The following is a 23,279-nucleotide window of genomic DNA, read 5'->3' as shown; positions in this document are numbered from 1 at the left end:
CCAGACGTCGCTGCTGATGGCGGTCGGGCACCCCGCGCGACGGGTTGTCCGAGGGAGAGAGGGCCTCCGACGGACTGCGCTGCGAGCGCTAGGGAACACCTGGGTTCCGTCAGGGAACACTGGTGTCCCACCAGCGGACCCGTGTGTCCGTCGGCGCCGCAGACCAGCCATGCGCCCACCCGACCGCGGGCAAGCGCACCAAGCCCACCTCGACCACCTGCAACTGCACCGAGGAGCAGCTCACCTATGACTTCTGTCGCCGCCCGACAGGACCAGGACTTCAAGGTCGCCGATCTCTCCCTCGCCGAGTTCGGCCGCAAGGAGATCACCCTCGCCGAGCACGAGATGCCCGGCCTGATGTCGATCCGCAAGGAGTACGCCGACGCGCAGCCGCTGGCCGGCGCCCGCGTCACCGGCTCCCTGCACATGACCGTCCAGACGGCCGTCCTCATCGAGACCCTCGTCGCCCTCGGCGCCGAGGTCCGCTGGGCGTCCTGCAACATCTTCTCCACCCAGGACCACGCCGCCGCGGCCATCGCCGTCGGCCCGAACGGCACCCCGGACAACCCCCAGGGCGTCCCGGTCTTCGCCTGGAAGGGCGAGACGCTCGACGAGTACTGGTGGTGCACGGAGCAGGCGCTGACCTGGCCGAACACCCCCACCGGCGGCCCGAACATGATCCTGGACGACGGTGGCGACGCCACCCTCCTCGTCCACAAGGGCGTCGAGTACGAGAAGGACGGCAAGGTCCCCTCGCTCGACACCGCCGAGTCCGACGAGCACCGCGTCATCCTCCAGCTCCTGCACCGCACCATCTCGGACGGTTCGCAGAAGTGGACCCAGCTCGCCTCGGAGATCCGCGGCGTGACGGAGGAGACCACGACCGGTGTCCACCGCCTGTACGAGATGCAGCGCGAGGGCACCCTCCTGTTCCCCGCGATCAATGTGAACGACGCGGTGACGAAGTCGAAGTTCGACAACAAGTACGGCTGCCGCCACTCACTCGTCGACGGCATCAACCGTGCCACCGACGTACTGATCGGCGGCAAGACCGCCGTCGTCTGCGGCTACGGCGACGTCGGCAAGGGCTGTGCGGAGTCGCTGCGCGGCCAGGGCGCCCGCGTGATCATCACCGAGATCGACCCGATCTGCGCGCTGCAGGCGGCGATGGACGGCTACCAGGTCACGACGCTGGACGAGGTCGTCGACAAGGCCGACATCTTCGTCACGACGACCGGCAACAAGGACATCATCATGGCGAGCGACATGGCCAAGATGAAGCACCAGGCGATCGTCGGGAACATCGGTCACTTCGACAACGAGATCGACATGGCCGGGCTCGCGAAGATCGACGGCATCGTCAAGGACGAGGTGAAGCCGCAGGTCCACACGTGGACGTTCCCGGACGGCAAGGTCATCATCGTGCTGTCCGAGGGCCGCCTGCTGAACCTGGGCAACGCCACCGGGCACCCGTCCTTCGTGATGTCCAACTCGTTCGCGGACCAGACGCTGGCCCAGATCGAGCTGTTCACCAAGCAGTCGGAGTACCCGACCGACGTCTACGTCCTGCCGAAGCACCTGGACGAGAAGGTCGCCCGCCTCCACCTGGACTCGCTCGGCGTGAAGCTGACGACGCTCCGCCCGGAGCAGGCGTCGTACATCGGCGTCGAGGTCGAGGGCCCGTACAAGTCGGACCACTACCGCTACTGACACCGGGCACCACGGCCACGCCGGTCGCGCGCACGGACTGACAGGACAGGCCCCCGCACCCCCGTGCCGGGGGCCTGTCCCGTACTCCGCGCACGACCGTCGGCCACGGGCCGCCAGCCGTCACGATCTTCGAAGGACTCCGCGCACCCCATGCCCCGCGGCCGATATTCGCTGCACGATCCGCACGATCACACCCCCCTCGGTGACGAGCACTTCCATTGCGCCCCCGGCCCTTCCGGCTGGCGCTACGTGGCCCAGCGGACCACCCCCTCCGGCGATCACGCCGGCTCGATCGACCTCGCCCTCGACGAACTCGGCCGCCCCATCCGTCTCGAAGTGAACGCCGCGAGCTGGCAGGTGCGAGGAGCCGCCATCGACGGCGTGACCTGGGTACGCACCGACCCCACCGGCACCCACGCCACCGAGGGCAACGCACCCGCTCATGCCTTCACCGGCACATCCCCCGCGTTCCTCGTCGCCACCACGCGACTGCTGAACCTCACCCCCGCTTCCCCCTCGGCCCGCGTACGCCTCGTAGCCCTGACGGATCCCGTCCTGGCCCCACGCACTCTGGACCAGTCCTGGACCTTGCTGAACAGCGAAGCACACGCCACTGACAACGGCCCCCTCGTCGTGGACGCGTACCAGGTCACAGCCCTGGACACGGGGGAGCAGCACACGATCCACATCAGCGGCGACGTGGTCCTGGCGGCCCCGGGCATCGAGCTGGAGGACCTGGAGACACCCCCGTCGGTGTTCGGCTGACGCGGAGGCCGTGACCTGACCGTCAGGCGGGCGGTGCGAACCCGGTGGACGGCGGCTGCTCAGGCTTCTGGGAGTCCGGCGGCGCGGGCTGTGCGGGCGGCGCTGAGGGCGGTGCGGAAGGCGCCTGGGCAGGAGGCGCGAAATTCTGAGGCGCGGGCGCGGCCGACCCGGCGCCGTAGGCCCCCTGCGGACCGTACGGTCCGGGCGCGGGGGCCGCCATGGGCGAGGGCATGGGCATCGACGGAGGCGTGGACATCGGCATCGGCGGTGCGACACTCCCGCCCCGCCCGGCCGCGTCATAAGCCCGCCGCACCTCACGCGACTGCCGCTCGTGCATCACCGCCGCCAGGAACGCCGCCGGCGGCACATCGTGAGGCGCGGGCGCACCCGTGTGCGCGGCCAGATCGGCTGCGAGCCGCTCGGCCATGCCGTACCCGATCTGCGGGTCCAGCTGCCCCATCCGCGTCAGGTACTGCCGCACGGCGAGCCACAGCCCCTCGGGCACCGCCGACAGATCCACCTGCGCGAACCGCCCCACCAGCCAAGGCGGCGGAGGCGGCACGACCGCCGCCTGCCCGGCGGGCACCCGCTCGCGCACGACGAGCGTCCCGGCGAACACGTCGCCGACCCGCCGCCCACGCGCGGAGACCAGCGACGCGATGCACGCGACGACCCCGAACGTCATGAGGATCTCCACGACGCCGACGGCCCCGCGCACGAGCGCGTGGCGGAACCGGACCGGCCCTCCGTCGTCCCGCACGACCCGCAGCCCGCACGCGAGCTTCCCGAGCGAGCGCCCATGGCTCAGCGTCTCCACGGCGATCGGCACACCGACAAGCACCAGCAGGAACAACGCCACGGAGAGGGCCGCCGAGGCGGCGTCGTCCATCGACGCGGTCGCGGCGACCACGGCTATGGTCACCACGATGTAGACGGCGAACGCCGCCACCAGGTCGATGAGCACGGCGAGCGCACGGCTCGGCAGCTTCGCGGGCCGCAGCTCCAATGCCACTGCCTCGCCTGTCACCAGCTCACTCACGCCGGCCACCCACCCTTCCCTGACCTGCCTCCGGAACCGCCAGTCTGCCAAGCTGAGGGCACAACGCGCCGCACAGGTGCCGGATGAGCGAGGAGCAGCAGACCGGATGGACCTCGACGTCTTCGTGTCCGCCCACCGCGCCGAGTGGGACCGCCTGGACGCACTGCTGCGCCGCCGACGCCGCCTCACCGGCACGGAAGCGGACGAACTGGTGTCCCTTTACCAGCGCACGGCGACCCACCTCTCGCTCATCCAGTCGAGCGCCCCTGATCCCAGGATCATCGGCCGCCTCACCCAACTCGTGGCACGCGCGCGTAGCGCCGTGACCGGCACGCGTCGCGCCTCCTGGCGCGACGTCACGCGGTTCCTCACCCACGGCTTTCCGGCAGCGGTCTACCGGGCACGCCACTGGTGGGTGCCCACCGCCCTCATATCCACGGCGATAGCCGTCCTGATCGGCTGGTGGATAGGCGCCCACCCCGACGTGCAGGCCTCCATCGCCGCGCCGTCCGAACTCCGCGAGATGACTCGCCCCGGCGGCCAGTACGAGACGTACTACTCGAGCCACCCGGCCACGTCCTTCGCGGCCCAGGTGTGGACGAACAACGCGCAGGCCGCAGCGATGTGCCTGGTCCTCGGCGTCTTCCTGGGCCTGCCGGTCCTGTGGATCCTCTTCCAGAACATGCTCAACGTCGGCGTCGGCATAGGCCTGATGACCTCGGCCGGCCGGCTCGACACCTTCCTCGGCCTGATCCTCCCGCACGGCCTCCTGGAACTGACCGCGGTCTTCGTGGCCGCCGGTACGGGGCTACGCCTCGGCTGGACCGTCATCGACCCGGGCCCCCGCACCCGCCGGACCGCCTTGGCGGAAGAGGGCCGTGCGGCGATCGGCATGGCCATCGGTCTGGCCCTGGTCCTCTTCGTCTCCGGCGCGATCGAAGGCTTCGTCACGCCTTCGGGACTGCCGACCTGGGCCCGTATCGGCATCGGCATCGCCGCCGAACTCGCCTTCCTCACCTACGTGTACGTCCTCGGCGGCCGAGCGGCGCGAGCGGGCGAAACCGGTGACCTGGAGACGGCGGAACGCAGCGCGGCCGTGCCCACGGCTGCGTGATGTGCATACGGCTCATCTGACCTGCTAGTCTCCTCTTCGCCTCGGAAAGACCGTTGACACGGTTGAACCGGGGAGGTAGATTCGAACAGTTGCCCCGAGTTCGACAAGGCTCGTCCGCAACCGTTAGCATCTAGCGCGCTTCACGAAATAACATTCTTCGAGAAGCCCCCGATTATTCAGAGAAATCAGCCGGTCAGTCCGGCCCAAAACTTCTGATAAAGTCGGAACCGCCGAAAGGCAAAGGCCCTCCAACGGCCACCGGAAATGAATTCCGAACCGGAAACGGAACGGAAAACGGATCTGGTAAGGTTGGAAACGCAAGACCGAAGGGAAGCGCCCGGAGGAAAGCCGCGAGAGAGTCTCTCGGGTGAGTACAAAGGAAGCGTCCGTTCCTTGAGAACTCAACAGCGTGCCAAAAGTCAACGCCAGATATGTTGATTACCCCGTCTCCGGCCGTCATCTGATGGTTGGGGCGAGGTTCCTTTGAAATAAACACAGCGAGGACGCTGTGACCGGACGGGATTATTCCTCCTGTCTGGTCCGCTCTCGTGGTGTGACCCCGATTACGGGGAAACATTCACGGAGAGTTTGATCCTGGCTCAGGACGAACGCTGGCGGCGTGCTTAACACATGCAAGTCGAACGATGAAGCCCTTCGGGGTGGATTAGTGGCGAACGGGTGAGTAACACGTGGGCAATCTGCCCTTCACTCTGGGACAAGCCCTGGAAACGGGGTCTAATACCGGATAACACTTCCGTCCTCCTGGACGATGGTTAAAAGCTCCGGCGGTGAAGGATGAGCCCGCGGCCTATCAGCTTGTTGGTGAGGTAATGGCTCACCAAGGCGACGACGGGTAGCCGGCCTGAGAGGGCGACCGGCCACACTGGGACTGAGACACGGCCCAGACTCCTACGGGAGGCAGCAGTGGGGAATATTGCACAATGGGCGAAAGCCTGATGCAGCGACGCCGCGTGAGGGATGACGGCCTTCGGGTTGTAAACCTCTTTCAGCAGGGAAGAAGCGAAAGTGACGGTACCTGCAGAAGAAGCGCCGGCTAACTACGTGCCAGCAGCCGCGGTAATACGTAGGGCGCAAGCGTTGTCCGGAATTATTGGGCGTAAAGAGCTCGTAGGCGGCTTGTCACGTCGGTTGTGAAAGCCCGGGGCTTAACCCCGGGTCTGCAGTCGATACGGGCAGGCTAGAGTGTGGTAGGGGAGATCGGAATTCCTGGTGTAGCGGTGAAATGCGCAGATATCAGGAGGAACACCGGTGGCGAAGGCGGATCTCTGGGCCATTACTGACGCTGAGGAGCGAAAGCGTGGGGAGCGAACAGGATTAGATACCCTGGTAGTCCACGCCGTAAACGGTGGGAACTAGGTGTTGGCGACATTCCACGTCGTCGGTGCCGCAGCTAACGCATTAAGTTCCCCGCCTGGGGAGTACGGCCGCAAGGCTAAAACTCAAAGGAATTGACGGGGGCCCGCACAAGCAGCGGAGCATGTGGCTTAATTCGACGCAACGCGAAGAACCTTACCAAGGCTTGACATACACCGGAAAACCCTGGAGACAGGGTCCCCCTTGTGGTCGGTGTACAGGTGGTGCATGGCTGTCGTCAGCTCGTGTCGTGAGATGTTGGGTTAAGTCCCGCAACGAGCGCAACCCTTGTTCTGTGTTGCCAGCATGCCCTTCGGGGTGATGGGGACTCACAGGAGACCGCCGGGGTCAACTCGGAGGAAGGTGGGGACGACGTCAAGTCATCATGCCCCTTATGTCTTGGGCTGCACACGTGCTACAATGGCCGATACAATGAGCTGCGATACCGCAAGGTGGAGCGAATCTCAAAAAGTCGGTCTCAGTTCGGATTGGGGTCTGCAACTCGACCCCATGAAGTTGGAGTTGCTAGTAATCGCAGATCAGCATTGCTGCGGTGAATACGTTCCCGGGCCTTGTACACACCGCCCGTCACGTCACGAAAGTCGGTAACACCCGAAGCCGGTGGCCCAACCCCTTGTGGGAGGGAGCTGTCGAAGGTGGGACTGGCGATTGGGACGAAGTCGTAACAAGGTAGCCGTACCGGAAGGTGCGGCTGGATCACCTCCTTTCTAAGGAGCACTTCTTACCGCACTCTTCGGGGTGAGGTCAGAGGCCAGTACATCGGCGCACGTTCGATGCTGGTTGCTCATGGGTGGAACGTTGACTATTCGATCCGGTTGTCGGGTCGGAGGCTGTGAGTACTGCTCTTCGGGGCGTGGAAAGCATGATCTCCGGACGGGACCGGGTCGGGCACGCTGTTGGGTATCTGAAGGTACGGCCGAGTACGGCTGCCTTCAGTGCCGGCCCCAGTGCACTCGAATCTACTGGTTCGGGGTGATGGGTGGTTGGTCGTTGTTTGAGAACTGCACAGTGGACGCGAGCATCTGTGGCCAAGTTTTTAAGGGCGCACGGTGGATGCCTTGGCACCAGGAACCGATGAAGGACGTGGGAGGCCACGATAGTCCCCGGGGAGTCGTCAACCAGGCTTTGATCCGGGGGTTTCCGAATGGGGAAACCCGGCAGTCGTCATGGGCTGTCACCCGCTGCTGAACACATAGGCAGTGTGGAGGGAACGCGGGGAAGTGAAACATCTCAGTACCCGCAGGAAGAGAAAACAACCGTGATTCCGGGAGTAGTGGCGAGCGAAACTGGATGAGGCCAAACCGTATACGTGTGAGACCCGGCAGGGGTTGCGTATGCGGGGTTGTGGGATCTCTCTTCTGTCGTCTGCCGGCGACAGGACGAGTCAGAAACCGTTGATGTAGGCGAAGGACATGCGAAAGGTCCGGCGTAGAGGGTAAGACCCCCGTAGTCGAAACGTCAGCGGCTCGTTTGAGAGACACCCAAGTAGCACGGGGCCCGAGAAATCCCGTGTGAATCTGGCGGGACCACCCGTTAAGCCTAAATATTCCCTGGTGACCGATAGCGGATAGTACCGTGAGGGAATGGTGAAAAGTACCGCGGGAGCGGAGTGAAATAGTACCTGAAACCGTGTGCCTACAAGCCGTGGGAGCGTCGCGCAAGGAACTTGTTCCTTGCGTCGTGACTGCGTGCCTTTTGAAGAATGAGCCTGCGAGTTTGCGGTGTGTTGCGAGGTTAACCCGTGTGGGGAAGCCGTAGCGAAAGCGAGTCCGAATAGGGCGATTTAGTAGCGCGCTCAAGACCCGAAGCGGAGTGATCTAGCCATGGGCAGGTTGAAGCGGAGGTAAGACTTCGTGGAGGACCGAACCCACCAGGGTTGAAAACCTGGGGGATGACCTGTGGTTAGGGGTGAAAGGCCAATCAAACTCCGTGATAGCTGGTTCTCCCCGAAATGCATTTAGGTGCAGCGTCGTGTGTTTCTTGCCGGAGGTAGAGCACTGGATAGGCGATGGGCCCTACCGGGTTACTGACCTTAGCCAAACTCCGAATGCCGGTAAGTGAGAGCGCGGCAGTGAGACTGTGGGGGATAAGCTCCATGGTCGAGAGGGAAACAGCCCAGAGCATCGACTAAGGCCCCTAAGCGTACGCTAAGTGGGAAAGGATGTGGAGTCGCACAGACAACCAGGAGGTTGGCTTAGAAGCAGCCACCCTTGAAAGAGTGCGTAATAGCTCACTGGTCTAGTGATTCCGCGCCGACAATGTAGCGGGGCTCAAGCGTACCGCCGAAGTCGTGTCATTGCAGCAATACGCCCAACGGCGGCTGTGATGGGTAGGGGAGCGTCGTGTGCCGGGTGAAGCCGCAGCGGAAGCTAGTGGTGGACGGTTCACGAGTGAGAATGCAGGCATGAGTAGCGATACACACGTGAGAAACGTGTGCGCCGATTGACTAAGGGTTCCTGGGTCAAGCTGATCTGCCCAGGGTAAGTCGGGACCTAAGGCGAGGCCGACAGGCGTAGTCGATGGATAACCGGTTGATATTCCGGTACCCGCTGTGAAGCGTCAAACATCGAATCCAGTGATGCTAAGGCCGTGAAGCCGTTCCGGACCCTTCGGGGAATGGAAAGTGGTGGAGCCGCCGGTCCAATCTGGTAGTAGGTGAGTGATGGGGTGACGCAGGAAGGTAGTCCAGCCCGGGCGGTGGTTGTCCCGGGGTAAGGGTGTAGGCCGTGCGGTAGGTAAATCCGTCGCACATTAAGGCTGAGACCTGATGCCGAGCCGATTGTGGTGAAGTGGATGATCCTATGCTGTCGAGAAAAGCCTCTAGCGAGTTTCATGGCGGCCCGTACCCTAAACCGACTCAGGTGGTCAGGTAGAGAATACCGAGGCGTTCGGGTGAACTATGGTTAAGGAACTCGGCAAAATGCCCCCGTAACTTCGGGAGAAGGGGGGCCATCACTGGTGATCCGATTTACTCGGTGAGCTGGGGGTGGCCGCAGAGACCAGCGAGAAGCGACTGTTTACTAAAAACACAGGTCCGTGCGAAGCCGTAAGGCGATGTATACGGACTGACGCCTGCCCGGTGCTGGAACGTTAAGGGGACCGGTTAGTGCACTTTCGGGTGTGCGAAGCTGAGAACTTAAGCGCCAGTAAACGGCGGTGGTAACTATAACCATCCTAAGGTAGCGAAATTCCTTGTCGGGTAAGTTCCGACCTGCACGAATGGCGTAACGACTTCTCGACTGTCTCAACCATAGGCCCGGTGAAATTGCACTACGAGTAAAGATGCTCGTTTCGCGCAGCAGGACGGAAAGACCCCGGGACCTTTACTACAGTTTGATATTGGTGTTCGGTTCGGCTTGTGTAGGATAGGTGGGAGACTGTGAACTCTGGACGCCAGTTCAGGGGGAGTCGTCGTTGAAATACCACTCTGGTCGTGCTGGATGTCTAACCTGGGTCCGTGATCCGGATCAGGGACAGTGTCTGATGGGTAGTTTAACTGGGGCGGTTGCCTCCTAAAGAGTAACGGAGGCGCCCAAAGGTTCCCTCAGCCTGGTTGGTAATCAGGTGTTGAGTGTAAGTGCACAAGGGAGCTTGACTGTGAGACCGACGGGTCGAGCAGGGACGAAAGTCGGGACTAGTGATCCGGCGGTGGCTTGTGGAAGCGCCGTCGCTCAACGGATAAAAGGTACCCCGGGGATAACAGGCTGATCTTCCCCAAGAGTCCATATCGACGGGATGGTTTGGCACCTCGATGTCGGCTCGTCGCATCCTGGGGCTGGAGTCGGTCCCAAGGGTTGGGCTGTTCGCCCATTAAAGCGGTACGCGAGCTGGGTTTAGAACGTCGTGAGACAGTTCGGTCCCTATCCGCTGTGCGCGTAGGAGTCTTGAGAAGGGCTGTCCCTAGTACGAGAGGACCGGGACGGACGAACCTCTGGTGTGCCAGTTGTCCTGCCAAGGGCATGGCTGGTTGGCTACGTTCGGAAAGGATAACCGCTGAAAGCATCTAAGCGGGAAGCCTGCTTCGAGATGAGGACTCCCACCCCCTTTGAGGGGTTAAGGCTCCCAGTAGACGACTGGGTTGATAGGCCAGATCTGGAAGCCCGGTAACGGGTGGAGGTGACTGGTACTAATAGGCCGAGGGCTTGTCCTCAGTTGCTCGCGTCCACTGTGTTGGTTCTGAAACCACGAACAACCGTTTGTAGCCATGGTCACGGCTCCGGTTGACAGTTTCATAGTGTTTCGGTGGTCATAGCGTGAGGGAAACGCCCGGTTACATTCCGAACCCGGAAGCTAAGCCTCACAGCGCCGATGGTACTGCAGGGGGGACCCTGTGGGAGAGTAGGACGCCGCCGAACTAATTGTAGAGAAAAGCCCCGTGCCATTGGCACGGGGCTTTTCTGCGTTCTGACGTAAATAAAAAGCGGCGGGCCGCCGCCCCTTTCCATCAGAGGCGGCCGGCTGCCTTCAGTGACAAATAGGCGTCCGCGAGAGCGGGGGCCAGTTCCGACGGGATCGCGTCCACGACCGTGACGCCATGGCGGGTGAGCTTTTCCGCGGTGCGGAGACGTTCGGCCTTGGCCTGCGCTGCCGAAGCCGCGTTGTAAAGGGCCTCCGTAGTGCCACGGGACGCGGCCATGGTCTCGATCGCCGGGTCGGCGACCGACGCCACGATCACGGTGTGGCGCTTCGTCAGGCGCGTAAGGACCGGAAGAAGGCCCTCCTCGACGGGGGCCGCCTCCAGGGACGTAAGAAGGACGATGAGGGAGCGGCGGGGAGCTGCCTGCACTGCCGTGGCGGTCAGGCCGCGGGCGTCTGTTTCGATCAGTGCCGGTTCGAGGGGGGCCATCGCGTTGACCAGTGCCGGGAGGACTTGGCCGGCTGTGCGGCCCTGGACCAGGGCGCGGGTGCGGCGGTCGTAGGCCAGGAGGTCGACGCGGTCGCCGGCGCGGGACGCCAGGGCGCCGAGGAGGAGAGCCGCGTCCATCGAGGCGTCCAGGCGGGGGGCGTCGCCGACGCGGCCCGCCGAGGTGCGGCCCGTGTCGAGGACCAGCAGGATGTGCCGGTCGCGTTCGGGGCGCCAGGTGCGGACGGCCACCGCGGACTGGCGGGCTGTCGCGCGCCAGTCGATGGAGCGGGTGTCGTCCCCGGGCACGTACTCGCGCAAGCTGTCGAACTCTGTGCCCTCACCCCTGGTCAGGACGCTGGTGCGGCCGTCGAGTTCGCGGAGGCGGGCCAGCTTGGACGGGAGGTGCTTGCGGCTGTGGAACGGGGGCAGGACGCGGACCGTCCAGGGGACGACGTGGGTGCCCTGGCGGGTGAAGAGACCCAGGGGGCCGTAGGAGCGTACGGTCACACGGTCCGCCCGGCGGTCGCCCCGTCGGGTGGGCAGGAGGCGGGTGGTGACGCGGCGGCGTTCGCCCGCGGGGATCGTCACGCGGTGGCGGGACGCGTCGTGCTCCGTGCCCTGGCGCCACGTGCTGGGCGGCCAGGCGTCGCGCAGGTGCGCGCGCAGGGGGCGGCGCGAGGGGTTGGTGATCGTCAGGGTGACGTCGGCCGGGTCGCCGAGGCGTACCGAGGTGTCGCCGGAGCGCGTCAGGCGCAGGCGGCGTACGGGAGCCGCCAGGGCGAAGTCGCAGGCGCAGGCCAGGGCCAGAGGGGTGTTGACGGCGAGGATGCCCGTCCAGCTGGGCTCCCAGATCCCGACGGGGAGGGAGCCCAGGGCGGCGAGCAGGGCCGTGCGTCCGGTGAGGGCCATGTCGTGATCGTCTCCGGCCTGGTCAGCGGGGGACGGGGACGTGGGTGAGGAGCGCGTTGATCACCGAGTCCGTGGTCACGCCTTCCATCTCCGCCTCCGGCCGCAGTTGGACGCGGTGGCGGAGCGTGGGGAGGGCGAGCGCCTTGACGTCGTCGGGGGTGACGTAGTCGCGGCCGGTCAGCCAGGCCCAGGCGCGGGCCGTCGCGAGCAGGGCCGTGGCGCCGCGCGGGGAGACGCCGAGGGTGAGCGACGGGGATTCGCGGGTGGCGCGGCAGATGTCGACGACGTACGCCGTGATCTCCGGGGAGACCGTGGTCTTCGCGACGGCCGCGCGGGCCGTTTCCAGGTCGGCCGCGGTGGCGACCGGGCGGATGCCTGCCGCCTGGAGGTCGCGGGGGTTGAAGCCGGCGGCGTGGCGGTTCAGGACGTCGATCTCGTCCTGGCGGGTGGGGAGAGGAACGTTCAGCTTGAGGAGGAAACGGTCCAGTTGGGCTTCGGGGAGGGGGTATGTGCCCTCGTACTCGACCGGGTTCTGGGTCGCGATCACCATGAACGGGTCGGGGAGCGGGCGCGGGGTGCCGTCGACCGTGACCTGGCGCTCCTCCATGGCCTCCAGGAGGGAGGACTGGGTCTTGGGCGGGGTCCGGTTGATCTCGTCCGCGAGGAGGAGGTTGGTGAAGGCCGGGCCCGGCTGGAAGGAGAAGCGGGAGGTGTGGGTGTCGTAGACGAGCGAGCCCGTGACGTCGCTGGGCATCAGGTCCGGGGTGAACTGGACGCGCTTGGTGTCGAGTTCGAGGGATGCGGCGAGGGCGCGTACGAGGAGGGTCTTCGCCACGCCGGGGACGCCTTCGAGGAGGACGTGGCCGCGGCAGAGGAGGGCCACGACCAGGCCCGTGACGGTGGGGTCCTGGCCGACCACGGCCTTGGCGATCTCCGTGCGCAGGGCCTCCAAGGACGCCCTTGAGCTGCGGGGATCGGTCGTGGGCCCGGCGTTGTCAGTGGTCGGGTCCATCATGAATGGCGTACCTCTCTTTCGAGGGCGTCGAGGTGGTCGGCGAGTGCGATGAGCGCTGCGTCGGTGGTCGGCGGCGGGCCGAAGAGGAGGGTGTGCAAGTCCTGGTCGGGCGTCGGGAGTTGACGGGCCAGGGCGGGGAGGAAGGTCTCGGGCGTGTGGGCCTGGGACGGGGGGACACCGATGAGGGGGGCCAGCGTGGTGCGGGTGGAGATACGCAGGGCCGAGGCGGCGCGGTCGCGGGCGTTCGCCTTGCGGTAGAGGCGGGCGCGGCCTTCGACGGTTTCGGAGGCGCGGATCGCGACGGGGAGTCGTTCGGGGACCAGCGGGCCGAGGCGGCGTGCGCGCCACAGGGCGGTCAGGGCTGCCGCGATGAAGAGTTGCAGGGTGCCCCAGAGCCAGCCCGAGGGGATCAGGTCGAAGAAGCCGCGGTCGTTCTGGTCGTCGGCGGTCGCGGCTTCGTCGGAGAGGGAGGGGAGGTACCAGACCACATGGGGGCGGGTACCGAGGAGTTGCAGGGCGAGCGAGGCGTTGCCGTGCTTGTCGAGGCGGTCGTTGAGCAGGATGTCGGGGGAGCCGAGGACGACGGTGTCGCCGTCGCCGGTGGCCGCGGGGAGGTGCAGGAGCGTCGGGAGGCCGTCGCTGGGATAGCAGGGCTCCGCATTGCCGAGCGTGGTGGTGTAGCGGAGGCCGCCGGTGTCCGCGGTGCCGGCGCGGCGGGCCGCCGGGAGCGTGCAGTCCGGGGCGAGTGTGCTGTCCGCGCTGGGCCCGGGGTCGGTGGTGACGCCGGGGGCGAGTCGCCCGACGGACGCGGTGCTGGGGGCGACGAGGAGGGTGCGGCCGCCCGAGTCGGCGGTCGCGGCCCGCAGTTGCTCCTGCTGGTGCCGGGTGAGCAGGTCGGGGACGGCCACGAGGAGGGTCGTGTCGCGGTCGGTCGCGGCGCGGGCCTCGGCGGTGGTCGTGACCACGCGGGTGTCCACGCCCCGGTCGGCGAGGAGTTCGGCGACGGCGCGGCTGCCGTACTGGTCGGCGGAGCGGGGGTCGAGCGTGCCGTGCTGCTCGTCGGAGCGGACCGCCGCGATGGCCACGCCGGTGACCAGGAGGAGGACGAGGGCGAGGGCGATGCCGCGCGTGCGGGTCCAGATCTGGCGGGGCGTGGGCGCGATCGAGGTGCCGTTGGACGGGGGGTCTGTCGCGGGCGGCGGCGCCGTGAGCGTGGTCGAGGCGTGAGCCCCGGGGGCGGGAGCCGGTTGGCTGCTCTGGTGGCCGGGGTTCGGGTGGGCGTCCGGGGTGTTGCCGGGCGGGGCGGTGGCCTTGGCGAGCGGGTTCGGGGTGTTCCCGTCATCGTTCGCCGGGTCGGGGTGCGGGGTGTCGGTCACCGGACGGCTCCCGCGGGGGACGGCAGGGACGGGGTGGTGTGGTGCAGCTCGGTGTCCAGGGCGGTGAGGGCCTGGTACGCGTCCTGGGTCGCCGTGCGGCCGCCGTACGCGATGTCGTCGAAGGTGCGGGCCGCCGTGTGGAGGGCCTCGGCGTGGGCCGGGAACGGGCGGGCGGCCTCGGTGGCCGCCTCGTCGGCGGTCCGGCCGGGGCGGGGGTCGAGGAGGGCGCGCTCCTCCAGGGAGCGGACGAGGGCGCGCATGCGTTCCTGGACGGCCTGGTTCCAGTGGCCCTGGGCGGCGTGGGCGTCGGCGGCCGCGCGGTGTTCGGCGGCGCTGCGCGGCCCTGCGTCGAAGAGCGGGGCCTGCGCGGAGGCGGGGGAGCGGCGCGGGGTGCCCAGGCGCCACCACAGGAGGAGGACCAGGGCGAGGACGGCCAGGATGATGACGACCAGGCCGAGCGTGCCCCCCGGGGCGGCGCCGGACGCGGCGGAGAACAGCTTGTCGACCCACTCCCAGAACTTGTTCAGGGCGCGTACGAACCAGCTCGGGTCGTTCTCGTGGTACGCGGGCTTGGACAGCTCCCGCTCGGCCGCTTCCCGCGCGGGGTCGCGCGAGATCGTCACCGGTGGCTCGTCGCCGCCGGCGCGCGTGAGCCGGGCCGCGGCCCCGAGCATCCCCCCGTGCACGCTCACCCCATCAGCTCCCCGGCGTCGCGCCGGGGGTGTCCCCGTAGCCGTGGAGGCCGGCGGCGCGCCCGAGTTCGAGGTCGAGGGCCTCGCGGCGGATGCGCTGGTCTATGTAGAGCAGCACGGTGACACCCGCGGTGATCGGGAAGGTGATGGTGGCGCCGATGACCGAGCCGATGCCGCTGATGATCAGGAAGGCCCAGCCGACGTCGCCGGTGGTGTCGAGGAAGCTGCCCAGACCGTCGCCGCTGACGGCTCCGGCGACGATGCTGAAGGGCACCAGGATGATCGAGCTCACGATGCCCGCGATGATCGAGGCGAGGAGCTGGATGCCGAGGACCCGCCACCAGGAGCCGCGGACGAGCTTGACGGAGCGGCTCATGGCCTTGCGGACGGTCTGCTTCTCCAGCATCAGCGCGGGCGAGGCGAGCGAGAAGCGGACCATGAGCCAGATCATGACCACGATGCCGACGACGCCGCCGAGGGCGGCCAGGGCGATGCCGCCGTCGGTCGAGCCCAGGACGGCGACGAGGATGCCCGGGACGGTGCCGGCGAAGACGACGGCGGCGGCGATCAGCGGCAGCAGCAGCGTCAGGCCGAGCAGCCGGAAGACCTGGGGACGGGCATCGCGCCAGGCCTCTCCGATGGTGACGGACCGACCGAGTACGGCACGGCTGGTGACCGTGGTGAGCAGGGCCGTCGCGACGATCGTGCCGAGGAGCGTGACCACCTGCACGACGCCGGTGCCGGCCAGGATCCCGCCCAGTGCGCGCGTGAGCTCGGCGGCGCTGGCGTCGGGGTCGTCGAGGACGTCGGTGGTCGAGTCGTCGAGGACGAAGCCCTGGAGGAGGACGAGAAGGACCTGGGTGAGCATGGCGACCGTGAGAGCGATGCCGAGGACGGTGCGCCAGTGCGTCCGCATGGTCGACACCGCGCCGTCGAGGATCTCGCCGACGCCGAGGGGGCGCAGCGGGATGACGCCGGGCTTGGCCGCGGGGGGCGGGCCGCCGTAGCCGCCGTGGCCCCAGGGGCCGGGACCGCCGTAGCCGCCCTGGCCGCCGCCCCAGCCCTGGCCGCCGCCCCAGCCTTGACCGCCGCCCCAGTTCTGGCCGCCGCCGCCCCAGCCCTGTCCCTGGCCGGGGGCCGGAGGGGGCGGTGGTGGGGGCGGTGTCTGGCCCGGGTCGGGTGCGGGCGGGCCGGAGGGGGCGGACCACTGGGCGGGCGGCGGCTGCTCCTTGGACCACTGCGGGCCCTGGCCCGCGGCGTCCTGCGGGCCGGCGCCCTGCTCGTCGCCGCTCGGACCGTCCTGGCGGTGGTCGCCAGGGCCGTCGGAGGGGGCGGATCCGGGCGATGCCCAGCCCGGAGTGTCGTTCATCGTCGCTCCTTCACGGTGCCCGTCCGCGGTCGCGGCGGCAGGTTGGCTGCCATCGTGCCATGGGGCGGGCGCCAGGTGACCTGGGCCCGTGGGGGCTGGACACCTTCAATTGTCGGCCCTGTCCGGGGCAGACTGGGCAGATGGCTGATCAGTACGCGCAAACCGGCGGGGACATACGGCCCAGCGAGGACATACAGCCCAAGACCATCGACATACCGGCGATCAGGTGGGAGGAACCGGCCGAGGGGCCCGTTCTGGTCCTGCTCGACCAGACCCGGTTGCCGGCCGAGGAGATCGAGCTGGTCTGCACCGACCCGCAGGGTCTGGTGCAGGCGATCCGCTCCCTGTCCGTGCGCGGAGCTCCGCTCCTCGGCATCGCCGGAGCGTACGGAGTGGCGCTCGCGGCGGCCCGCGGGTTCGACGTGCAGGACGCGGCGGACGCGCTGGCGGGGGCGCGGCCCACCGCCGTCAATCTGGCCTACGGGGTGCGGCGCGCCCAGGCGGCCTACCGCGAGGCGCTCGGGAACGGCTCGGGAGGAGGGGCCGCCGTTCAGGGGCGGGCCGCCGCGGCCGCGCTCGCCGCCGCGCGGGCGCTGCACCAGGAGGACGCGGCGGCCAGCGTCCGGATGGCCGAGCACGGGCTGCGGCTGCTCGACGAGCTGCTGCCCGGCGGCAGCCACCGGATCCTGACGCACTGCAACACCGGGGCGCTGGTGTCCGGCGGGGAGGGCACCGCGTTCGCCGTGGCGCTCGCCGCGCACCGGGAGGGGCGGCTGCGCAGGCTCTGGGTGGACGAGACGCGTCCGCTGCTGCAGGGCGCGCGTCTCACGGCGTACGAGGCCGCTCGCAACGGGATGGCGTACACGCTGCTCACGGACAACGCGGCCGGGTCGCTGTTCGCCGCGGGCGAGGTGGACGCGGTGCTCATCGGGGCGGACCGGATCGCCGCGGACGGTTCGGTGGCCAACAAGGTGGGGAGCTATCCGCTCGCCGTACTGGCTCGATATCACCACGTGCCGTTCATCGTGGTGGCGCCGGTGACGACGGTGGATCCGACGACTCCGGACGGTGCGTCCATCGAGGTGGAGCAGCGAGCCGGGCATGAAGTGACAGAGGTCACGGCGCCGCAGGCGCCGCTGGCCGGGATGGAGGCAGGTGGCGGAATTCCGGTGGCACCGCTGGGAACGCAGGCGTACAACCCCGCGTTCGACGTGACCCCGCCGGAGCTGGTGACGGCGATCGTCACGGATTGGGGCGTTGTTTCCCCTGTGACGGGTGGGAGTCTGGAGGACCTGTGTTCGAGGTCACGCCAGGTAACGATTAGCTAATGGGATGATGTGGTCCATGAAGGGACGAGTCCTTGTCGTCGACGACGACACCGCACTGGCCGAGATGCTCGGCATTGTGCTGCGTGGTGAAGGTTTTGAGCCGTCGTTCGTAGCTGACGGCGACAAGGCGCTGGCCGCTTTCCGTGAGACCAAGCCCGATCTGGTCCTCCTCGACCTGATGCTGCCCGGCCGGGACGGCATCGAGGTCTGCCGCCTGATCAGGGCGGAGTCCGGGGTTCCGATCGTGATGCTCACGGCGAAGAGCGACACCGTCGATGTCGTCGTGGGCCTGGAGTCGGGCGCGGACGACTACATCGTGAAGCCGTTCAAGCCGAAGGAGCTCGTGGCCCGGATCCGGGCGCGGCTGCGGAGGTCGGAGGAGCCCGCGCCCGAGCAGCTGGCCATAGGTGACCTGGTCATCGATGTGGCCGGGCACTCGGTCAAGCGGGACGGGCAGTCGATCGCGCTGACGCCGCTGGAGTTCGACCTGCTGGTCGCGCTCGCGCGCAAGCCCTGGCAGGTGTTCACGCGTGAGGTGCTCCTGGAGCAGGTCTGGGGCTACCGGCACGCGGCGGACACCCGTCTGGTCAACGTGCATGTGCAGCGGCTGCGCTCGAAGGTCGAGAAGGACCCCGAGCGGCCGGAGATCGTGGTGACCGTCCGTGGCGTCGGTTACAAGGCCGGACCGAGCTGACATGTCCCGGAACAGTGCCGCTTCGGCGCCCGGCAAGCCGGGGTCCCGTCCGGAGCGGCCTGTGGGACCCGCGGCCGGACGGAGTTCCCGGCTGCGCCGCCTCATGGACAGCGGGCTGCTGCTCCAGGGCGGGATGAACGGCAGCCCGGTGCTGCGCCTGTTCACCCGCTGGGTGCGGCGCCCGCTGCTGCCCGCGATGCGGCTGTGGCGGCGCAACATCCAGCTGAAGGTCGTCGTCACCACGCTGCTGATGTCGCTCGGTGTCGTGCTGCTGCTCGGCATCGTCGTCATCGGCTCGGTGCGCAACGGCCTCCTCGACGCCAAGGTCAAGGCGTCGCAGAGCCAGGCCGAGGGCGGCTTCCGCGCGGCCAAGGACCGGGCGGACACGGCGGCCACCGGGGCGCGTGACGGCGCGGCCGCCGACAGCCGCGCCACGCTCAACCCCAATGTCTGGCTCAGCGACCTCGTCACCCAGCTCTCCAGCGGCGGCAAGGGCGCCTACGACGTGGTGACGCTCAGCCCCGATGACGCGGGCAGCGGGAGCGGCCGCGGGCCGCGCGCCTCGGGGAACGTGGAACCGGACCGCAGCGTGCCGGACGACCTGCGCGCGCGGGTCGACCGCATGACCGGCGCGTCGCAGGAGTACACCCGGATCATCTACCGGGACGGCGACACACAGCCCGGCCTCGTCATCGGCAAGCGGCTCGCCGACCCGCAGGGCCACGCCTACCAGCTGTACTACCTCTTCCCGCTGACCCAGGAGGAGAAGTCCCTCGGCCTCGTGAAGGGCACCCTCGCGACGGCCGGGCTCTTCGTGGTCGTGCTGCTCGGGGCCATCGCCTGGCTCGTCGTGCGCCAGGTCGTCACGCCCGTGCGGATGGCGGCCGGGGTGGCCGAGCGGCTCTCCGCGGGCCGCCTCCAGGAACGTATGAAGGTGACCGGTGAGGACGACATCGCGCGCCTCGGCGAAGCCTTCAACAAGATGGCGCAGAACCTCCATCTGAAGATCCAGCAGCTGGAGGACCTGTCGCGGATGCAGCGGCGGTTCGTGTCCGACGTGAGCCATGAGCTGCGCACGCCGCTGACGACCGTACGGATGGCCGCCGACGTCATCCATGAGGCGCGGGTCGACTTCGATCCGATCACCGCGCGCTCCGCGGAGCTGCTCGCCGATCAGCTCGACCGGTTCGAGTCGCTCCTCGCGGACCTGCTGGAGATCAGCCGGTTCGACGCGGGGGCGGCTGCCCTGGAGGCGGAGCCGATAGATCTGCGGGAGGTCGTGCGCAGGGTCGTCGGTGGCGCCGAGCCGCTCGCGGAGCGCAAGGGCACGCACATACGCGTCGTCGGTGACGAGCAGCCGGTGGTGGCCGAGGCGGACGCGCGCCGGGTGGAGCGCGTCCTGCGCAACCTGGTGGTGAACGCCGTGGAGCACGGTGAGGGCAAGGACGTCGTGGTGCGGCTCGCCGCCGCGGGCGGTGCCGTCGCCGTGGCGGTGCGCGACTACGGGGTCGGGCTCAAGCCGGGTGAGGCCACGCGCGTGTTCAGCCGCTTCTGGCGGGCCGACCCGGCACGCGCGCGTACCACGGGCGGTACGGGCCTCGGCCTGTCGATCGCCCTGGAGGACGCGCGGCTGCACGGCGGCTGGCTCCAGGCGTGGGGCGAGCCGGGCGGCGGTTCGCAGTTCCGGCTCACCTTGCCGCGGACGGCGGACGAGCCCTTGCGCGGGTCGCCGATACCGCTGGAGCCGGAGGACTCGCGGCGCGGCCGTACCCCCGGTGACGCGGACGGGACGGCCGACCAGGGCCGCAAGCTGGCGACGGTACCGGCGCAGACATCGCCGTCCGGCACGGTCGACGGTCAGGTGCGGGGCCAGGTGCCGGCCCGGATGCAGTCCCCGATGGCGCCGGGCCTCACGCGGGCCGCGGTCCCCACGGATCCGACGGCGCTGCCGGGCAGCGGCGCGCGCGTGGTCCCCCGGGGCGGCGTCAACACCAGTGAGGGCACGCCGGGCGTGCCGAGGCAGCCGGACGAGCGGGACGAGGGGCGTGGCGACGATGGGCGGGCGTGAGTCGCGCGGGGCGAGGCGGTGGCGCGGGACACGGTTCGGCGCGCTGGCCGGCTGCGGAGTGGTGGTGCTCGCCGGATGCGCCTCCATGCCGGACAACGGCGGGCTCGAGTCGGTGGAGGCGTCGCAGCGGCCGGACTCGCAGGTACGCGTGTTCGCGTTGCCGCCGCGGGACGGGGCCAGCCCCACCAATGTCGTCGAGGGCTTCCTTGAGGCGCTGACCAGTGATGATCCCTCGTACGCGATGGCGCGCAAGTACCTGACGCCGAAGGCGGCGAAGGGCTGGCGGCCGGGGCAGGAGACCGTGGTGCTCGCCGACGGGCCGAGCGCGCGCCCCGCCAGTCAGCAGGACGGGGGCGACGAGGGCCAGTCCTTCCGGCTGACGGGCCAGCGGGTCGCGACGGTCGACCAGCAGCAGGCGTACCAGCCGGACTCCGGCGAGTACGGGCAGAATCTGCATCTGTCCCTGGTCAAGACCGCCAAGGGCAAGCAGTGGCGGATCGACGACCTGCCGACCGGTGTCGTGCTCGGTGAGTCCGACTTCCAGCGGGTCTACCAGTCCGTCAACAAGTACTACTACGCGGTGGATTCGGTCTCCGAGGACGCGGCCCCGCAGAAGCAGCTCGTCGCCGACCCCGTGTTCGTACGGCAGTGGACGGATCCGCTGACCGAGACGGTCAAGGAGGTCCTCGCCGGGCCGACGCGGTGGCTGAACCCCGCGGTGCGGACGGCGTTCCCGACGGGCGCGGGGCTGAAGAAGGGCGTCGAGTCGCTGGCGCCGGACGACGCGAACAAGCTGACCGTGCCGCTGAACACGCAGGCCGAGGCGGTCACCCCGACCAAGTGCAAGGAGATGGCGGCCCAGCTCCTGTACTCCCTGCGGGACCTGTCGTCGTCGAGCGTGGGCGAGGTCGAGCTGAAGCGCGCGGACGGCCGGTTCATGTGCGCGCTGAACGAGTCGGAGGCGGACGCCTTCGTGGCGCCCCGGCGCTCCCCCGTCCTCGACAACCAGTACTTCCTGGACGGCAAGGGGCGGCTGGTCCGCATGGCGGGCAACAGCAGCTCCGACCGGGAGCCGGCGCGGGTGCCGGGGCCGCTGGGCGAGGGCGTGCAGCCGCTGCGGTCCGTGGCGGTCTCGCGGGACCAGGAGCGCGGCGCCGGCGTGTCGAGCGACGGGCGGTCGCTGTACGTGGCCTCGTTCGTCTCCAGCGCCTCGCTCGGGGACGCGCTGGTGCGCAGCAATGCCGTGTCCATGAAGGACGGCCTGACGAAGCCCAGCTGGGACGGGCGCGGCGACCTGTGGGTGGCCGACCGGGATCCCGCCGATCCGCGGCTGCTCGTGTTCGGACAGGGCCTCGGCGACAGAATGCAGGAGGTCGCCACGGACGGCCTCGGTGACGGCGCCCGGATCGAGGCGGTGAAGATGTCCGCCGACGGTGCGCGGATCGCGCTGCTCGTGAAGGAGAAGGGCGCGACCTCCTTGCGGATCGGGCGCGTCGAGCGGCAGTCCGACGGGGACGGAGGGGTCGAGTTCTCCGTCGCCGATCTGCGCGTCGCCGCGCCGGAGATGGAGGACGTCACCGCCGTGTCCTGGGCGGGCGGCAGCCGTCTCCTGGTCGTCGGCCGGGAGGCCGGTGAGCTGCAGCAGATGCGGTACGTGCAGTGCGACGGCTCGACCCCGACGGGCCAGGCGCTGCCCGGCCTGACCCGCGTCAGCGAGATCGCGGCCTCCGAGGACGACCGCCTGCCGCTGCTCGCCCACTCCGACGACGGCATCGTCCGGCTGCCGCCGGGGGCGGCCTGGCAGTCGGTGCTCAAGGACGGGACGGCGCCGGTCTATCCGGGGTGACCCCGTCTCCCTGTCAGACGGGGCCAGTTGTCCACAGGCCGTTGTCCACAGGGCTGGTGGTGCGCTGGGCCCGTTGGCACAGTGGGGGTATGCGGGGGTGGTGGCAGGACCTCTCCGATCTGGTGCTGCCGGCTCTGTGCGCGGGCTGCGGCAGGTCTCGTACGTCGCTGTGCGCGCGGTGCTCGGCGGCGTTGAGCGGTGCTGTGCCCGGCCGGGTGCGGCCGCGCTCCGGGGCGCCGGGGCTGCCCGTCGTGCACGCGGCCGCGCCGTACGAGGACGCCGTGCGGGCCGTGCTGCTCGCCCACAAGGAGCGGGGCGCGCTGGGGCTGGCCGGGCCGCTCGGCGCGGCTCTCGCCGCCGCGGTCCTGGGCGGCCTGTCCGGTCCGGCCCCGCAGGGGCTGACAGTGGCATCCCAGCAGAGGCAGAGGCAGAGGCAGAGGCAGAGGCAGAGGCGAAGGCAGAGGCTGACGGAGACGGGCCCGCAAGGGCTGGGCGCAGCCCTTGCGGGACCCCGCCCAGGCACCGTCGGGCTCGTCCCCGTGCCCTCCGCCGCCCGCGCCGTGCGGGCTCGAGGCCACGACCCCATGCGGCGTATCGCGTACGCCGCGGCGGCCGAGCTGCGCCGGACCGGCGTTCCGGCCCGGGTCCTCGCCGTCCTGCGGCAGCGGCGGCCGGTGGCGGACCAGGCAGGCCTCGACGCCCGGGAGCGGCTGGCGAACGTGACCGGTGCGCTGGAGGTGGCGGCCGGGTCCTGCGGTCTCCTGCGCGAAGTTGGCCGAATCGTGGTGGTCGACGACCTCATGACGACCGGCGCTTCCCTGGCCGAGGCGGCCCGCGCCGTACGGGCATTGACGCGTCCGGAATCGGGTAACGGGGAGGTCGGAGACGGCCCGGAAGGCCGTGCGGCGGGTTCCCGAATGGCGGAGCCGGCCGAGGTCCTGGGGGCGGTGATCGCCGCTTCTCCGGATTCCTTCGAAATAAACCGGAAGTGACCGAGAATCTACGTCATTGCAGGTGGCGACAGGGTTATTTCCACTGAATGGAGGTACGCGTCAGTAGAGGGTGACGACATCCGTCCGGGCGAGATATGTTCGGGTGTGAGGAACTTGGCAA

At 68.7% G+C, this 23,279-nt stretch carries 14 protein-coding genes and 3 rRNA genes; 11 read left to right on the top strand and 6 right to left on the bottom strand.

Going from position 1 to position 23,279, the window contains the following annotated elements; translation table 11 throughout:
- The first annotated feature begins 246 nt into the window (after positions 1-246).
- Both ahcY and C1N81_RS21020 read left to right on the top strand, forming a co-directional pair.
- Positions 247-1,710 carry an adenosylhomocysteinase gene (gene ahcY / locus C1N81_RS21025; RefSeq protein WP_394431336.1) on the top strand — a complete coding sequence of 488 codons (1,464 nt, stop codon included), beginning with the start codon at positions 247-249 and terminating at the stop codon, positions 1,708-1,710.
- 150 nt (positions 1,711-1,860) lie between these two features.
- Positions 1,861-2,475 (top strand): hypothetical protein, encoded by a 615-nt coding sequence (locus tag C1N81_RS21020; RefSeq protein WP_394431334.1) that lies wholly within the window; start codon positions 1,861-1,863, stop codon positions 2,473-2,475.
- A 22-nt stretch (positions 2,476-2,497) separates the two neighbouring features.
- On the opposite strand, the gene C1N81_RS21015 is transcribed toward C1N81_RS21020, so the two are convergent.
- On the bottom strand, positions 2,498-3,514 hold the full coding sequence (locus tag C1N81_RS21015; protein WP_394438114.1) for an RDD family protein: 1,017 nt from the start codon (positions 3,512-3,514) through the stop codon (positions 2,498-2,500).
- A gap of 106 nt (positions 3,515-3,620) precedes the next feature.
- On the opposite strand from C1N81_RS21015, the gene C1N81_RS21010 reads away from it, so the two are divergent.
- From C1N81_RS21010 to rrf, 4 genes are all read left to right on the top strand, one after another.
- Positions 3,621-4,628 carry a stage II sporulation protein M gene (locus C1N81_RS21010; RefSeq protein WP_394431332.1) on the top strand — a complete coding sequence of 336 codons (1,008 nt, stop codon included), beginning with the start codon at positions 3,621-3,623 and terminating at the stop codon, positions 4,626-4,628.
- A gap of 576 nt (positions 4,629-5,204) precedes the next feature.
- Positions 5,205-6,730 (top strand): 16S ribosomal RNA (locus C1N81_RS21005).
- A 319-nt stretch (positions 6,731-7,049) separates the two neighbouring features.
- Positions 7,050-10,173, top strand: a 23S ribosomal RNA gene (locus tag C1N81_RS21000).
- Between the two features lie 88 nt (positions 10,174-10,261).
- A 5S ribosomal RNA gene (rrf, locus tag C1N81_RS20995) occupies positions 10,262-10,378 on the top strand.
- The 16S, 23S and 5S rRNA genes sit together here, the layout of an rRNA operon.
- A gap of 89 nt (positions 10,379-10,467) precedes the next feature.
- On the opposite strand, the gene C1N81_RS20990 is transcribed toward rrf, so the two are convergent.
- The 5 genes from C1N81_RS20990 to C1N81_RS20970 form a co-directional block, all read right to left on the bottom strand.
- Entirely contained in the window at positions 10,468-11,778 is a 1,311-nt protein-coding gene (locus C1N81_RS20990; RefSeq protein WP_394431330.1) for a DUF58 domain-containing protein, read from the bottom strand.
- Positions 11,779-11,800: 22 nt separating this feature from the next.
- On the bottom strand, positions 11,801-12,790 hold the full coding sequence (locus tag C1N81_RS20985) for an AAA family ATPase (protein WP_394438112.1): 990 nt from the start codon (positions 12,788-12,790) through the stop codon (positions 11,801-11,803).
- Positions 12,790-13,956: a DUF4350 domain-containing protein gene (locus C1N81_RS20980; protein ID WP_394438111.1), complete on the bottom strand. Its 1,167-nt coding sequence runs from the start codon at positions 13,954-13,956 to the stop codon at positions 12,790-12,792. The genes C1N81_RS20985 and C1N81_RS20980 overlap by 1 nt, the downstream gene beginning before the upstream one ends.
- Before the next feature lie 209 nt (positions 13,957-14,165).
- Positions 14,166-14,843, bottom strand: a complete 678-nt coding sequence (locus tag C1N81_RS20975; RefSeq protein ID WP_394438109.1) for a DUF4129 domain-containing protein — start codon at positions 14,841-14,843, stop codon at positions 14,166-14,168.
- A 22-nt stretch (positions 14,844-14,865) separates the two neighbouring features.
- A complete protein-coding gene (locus C1N81_RS20970; protein WP_394431328.1) occupies positions 14,866-16,230 on the bottom strand; it encodes a glycerophosphoryl diester phosphodiesterase membrane domain-containing protein in 1,365 nt (454 codons plus the stop codon).
- A 140-nt stretch (positions 16,231-16,370) separates the two neighbouring features.
- Here C1N81_RS20970 and mtnA point away from each other — a divergent pair, with 140 nt between their 5' ends.
- The 5 genes from mtnA (at position 16,371) to C1N81_RS20945 (ending at position 23,158) form a co-directional block, all read left to right on the top strand.
- On the top strand, positions 16,371-17,558 hold the full coding sequence (gene mtnA / locus C1N81_RS20965) for an S-methyl-5-thioribose-1-phosphate isomerase (RefSeq protein WP_394431326.1): 1,188 nt from the start codon (positions 16,371-16,373) through the stop codon (positions 17,556-17,558).
- Between the two features lie 4 nt (positions 17,559-17,562).
- The gene (mtrA, locus tag C1N81_RS20960; protein WP_199836122.1) at positions 17,563-18,252 is read left to right on the top strand and encodes a two-component system response regulator MtrA; all 690 of its coding nucleotides are present in this window, start codon (positions 17,563-17,565) and stop codon (positions 18,250-18,252) included.
- Position 18,253: 1 nt separating this feature from the next.
- Positions 18,254-20,320, top strand: a complete 2,067-nt coding sequence (mtrB, locus tag C1N81_RS20955; protein ID WP_394431323.1) for an MtrAB system histidine kinase MtrB — start codon at positions 18,254-18,256, stop codon at positions 20,318-20,320.
- On the top strand, positions 20,307-22,166 hold the full coding sequence (locus tag C1N81_RS20950; protein ID WP_394438107.1) for an LpqB family beta-propeller domain-containing protein: 1,860 nt from the start codon (positions 20,307-20,309) through the stop codon (positions 22,164-22,166). The genes mtrB and C1N81_RS20950 overlap by 14 nt, the downstream gene beginning before the upstream one ends.
- A gap of 89 nt (positions 22,167-22,255) precedes the next feature.
- A complete protein-coding gene (locus tag C1N81_RS20945) occupies positions 22,256-23,158 on the top strand; it encodes a ComF family protein (RefSeq protein WP_394431322.1) in 903 nt (300 codons plus the stop codon).
- Positions 23,159-23,279: the final 121 nt, after the last annotated feature.

The organism is Streptomyces sp. SGAir0957 (assembly GCF_043523415.1).
The sequence above is the reverse complement of the archived record's forward strand: the minus strand, read 5'-3'. Positions and strand labels throughout refer to the sequence as shown.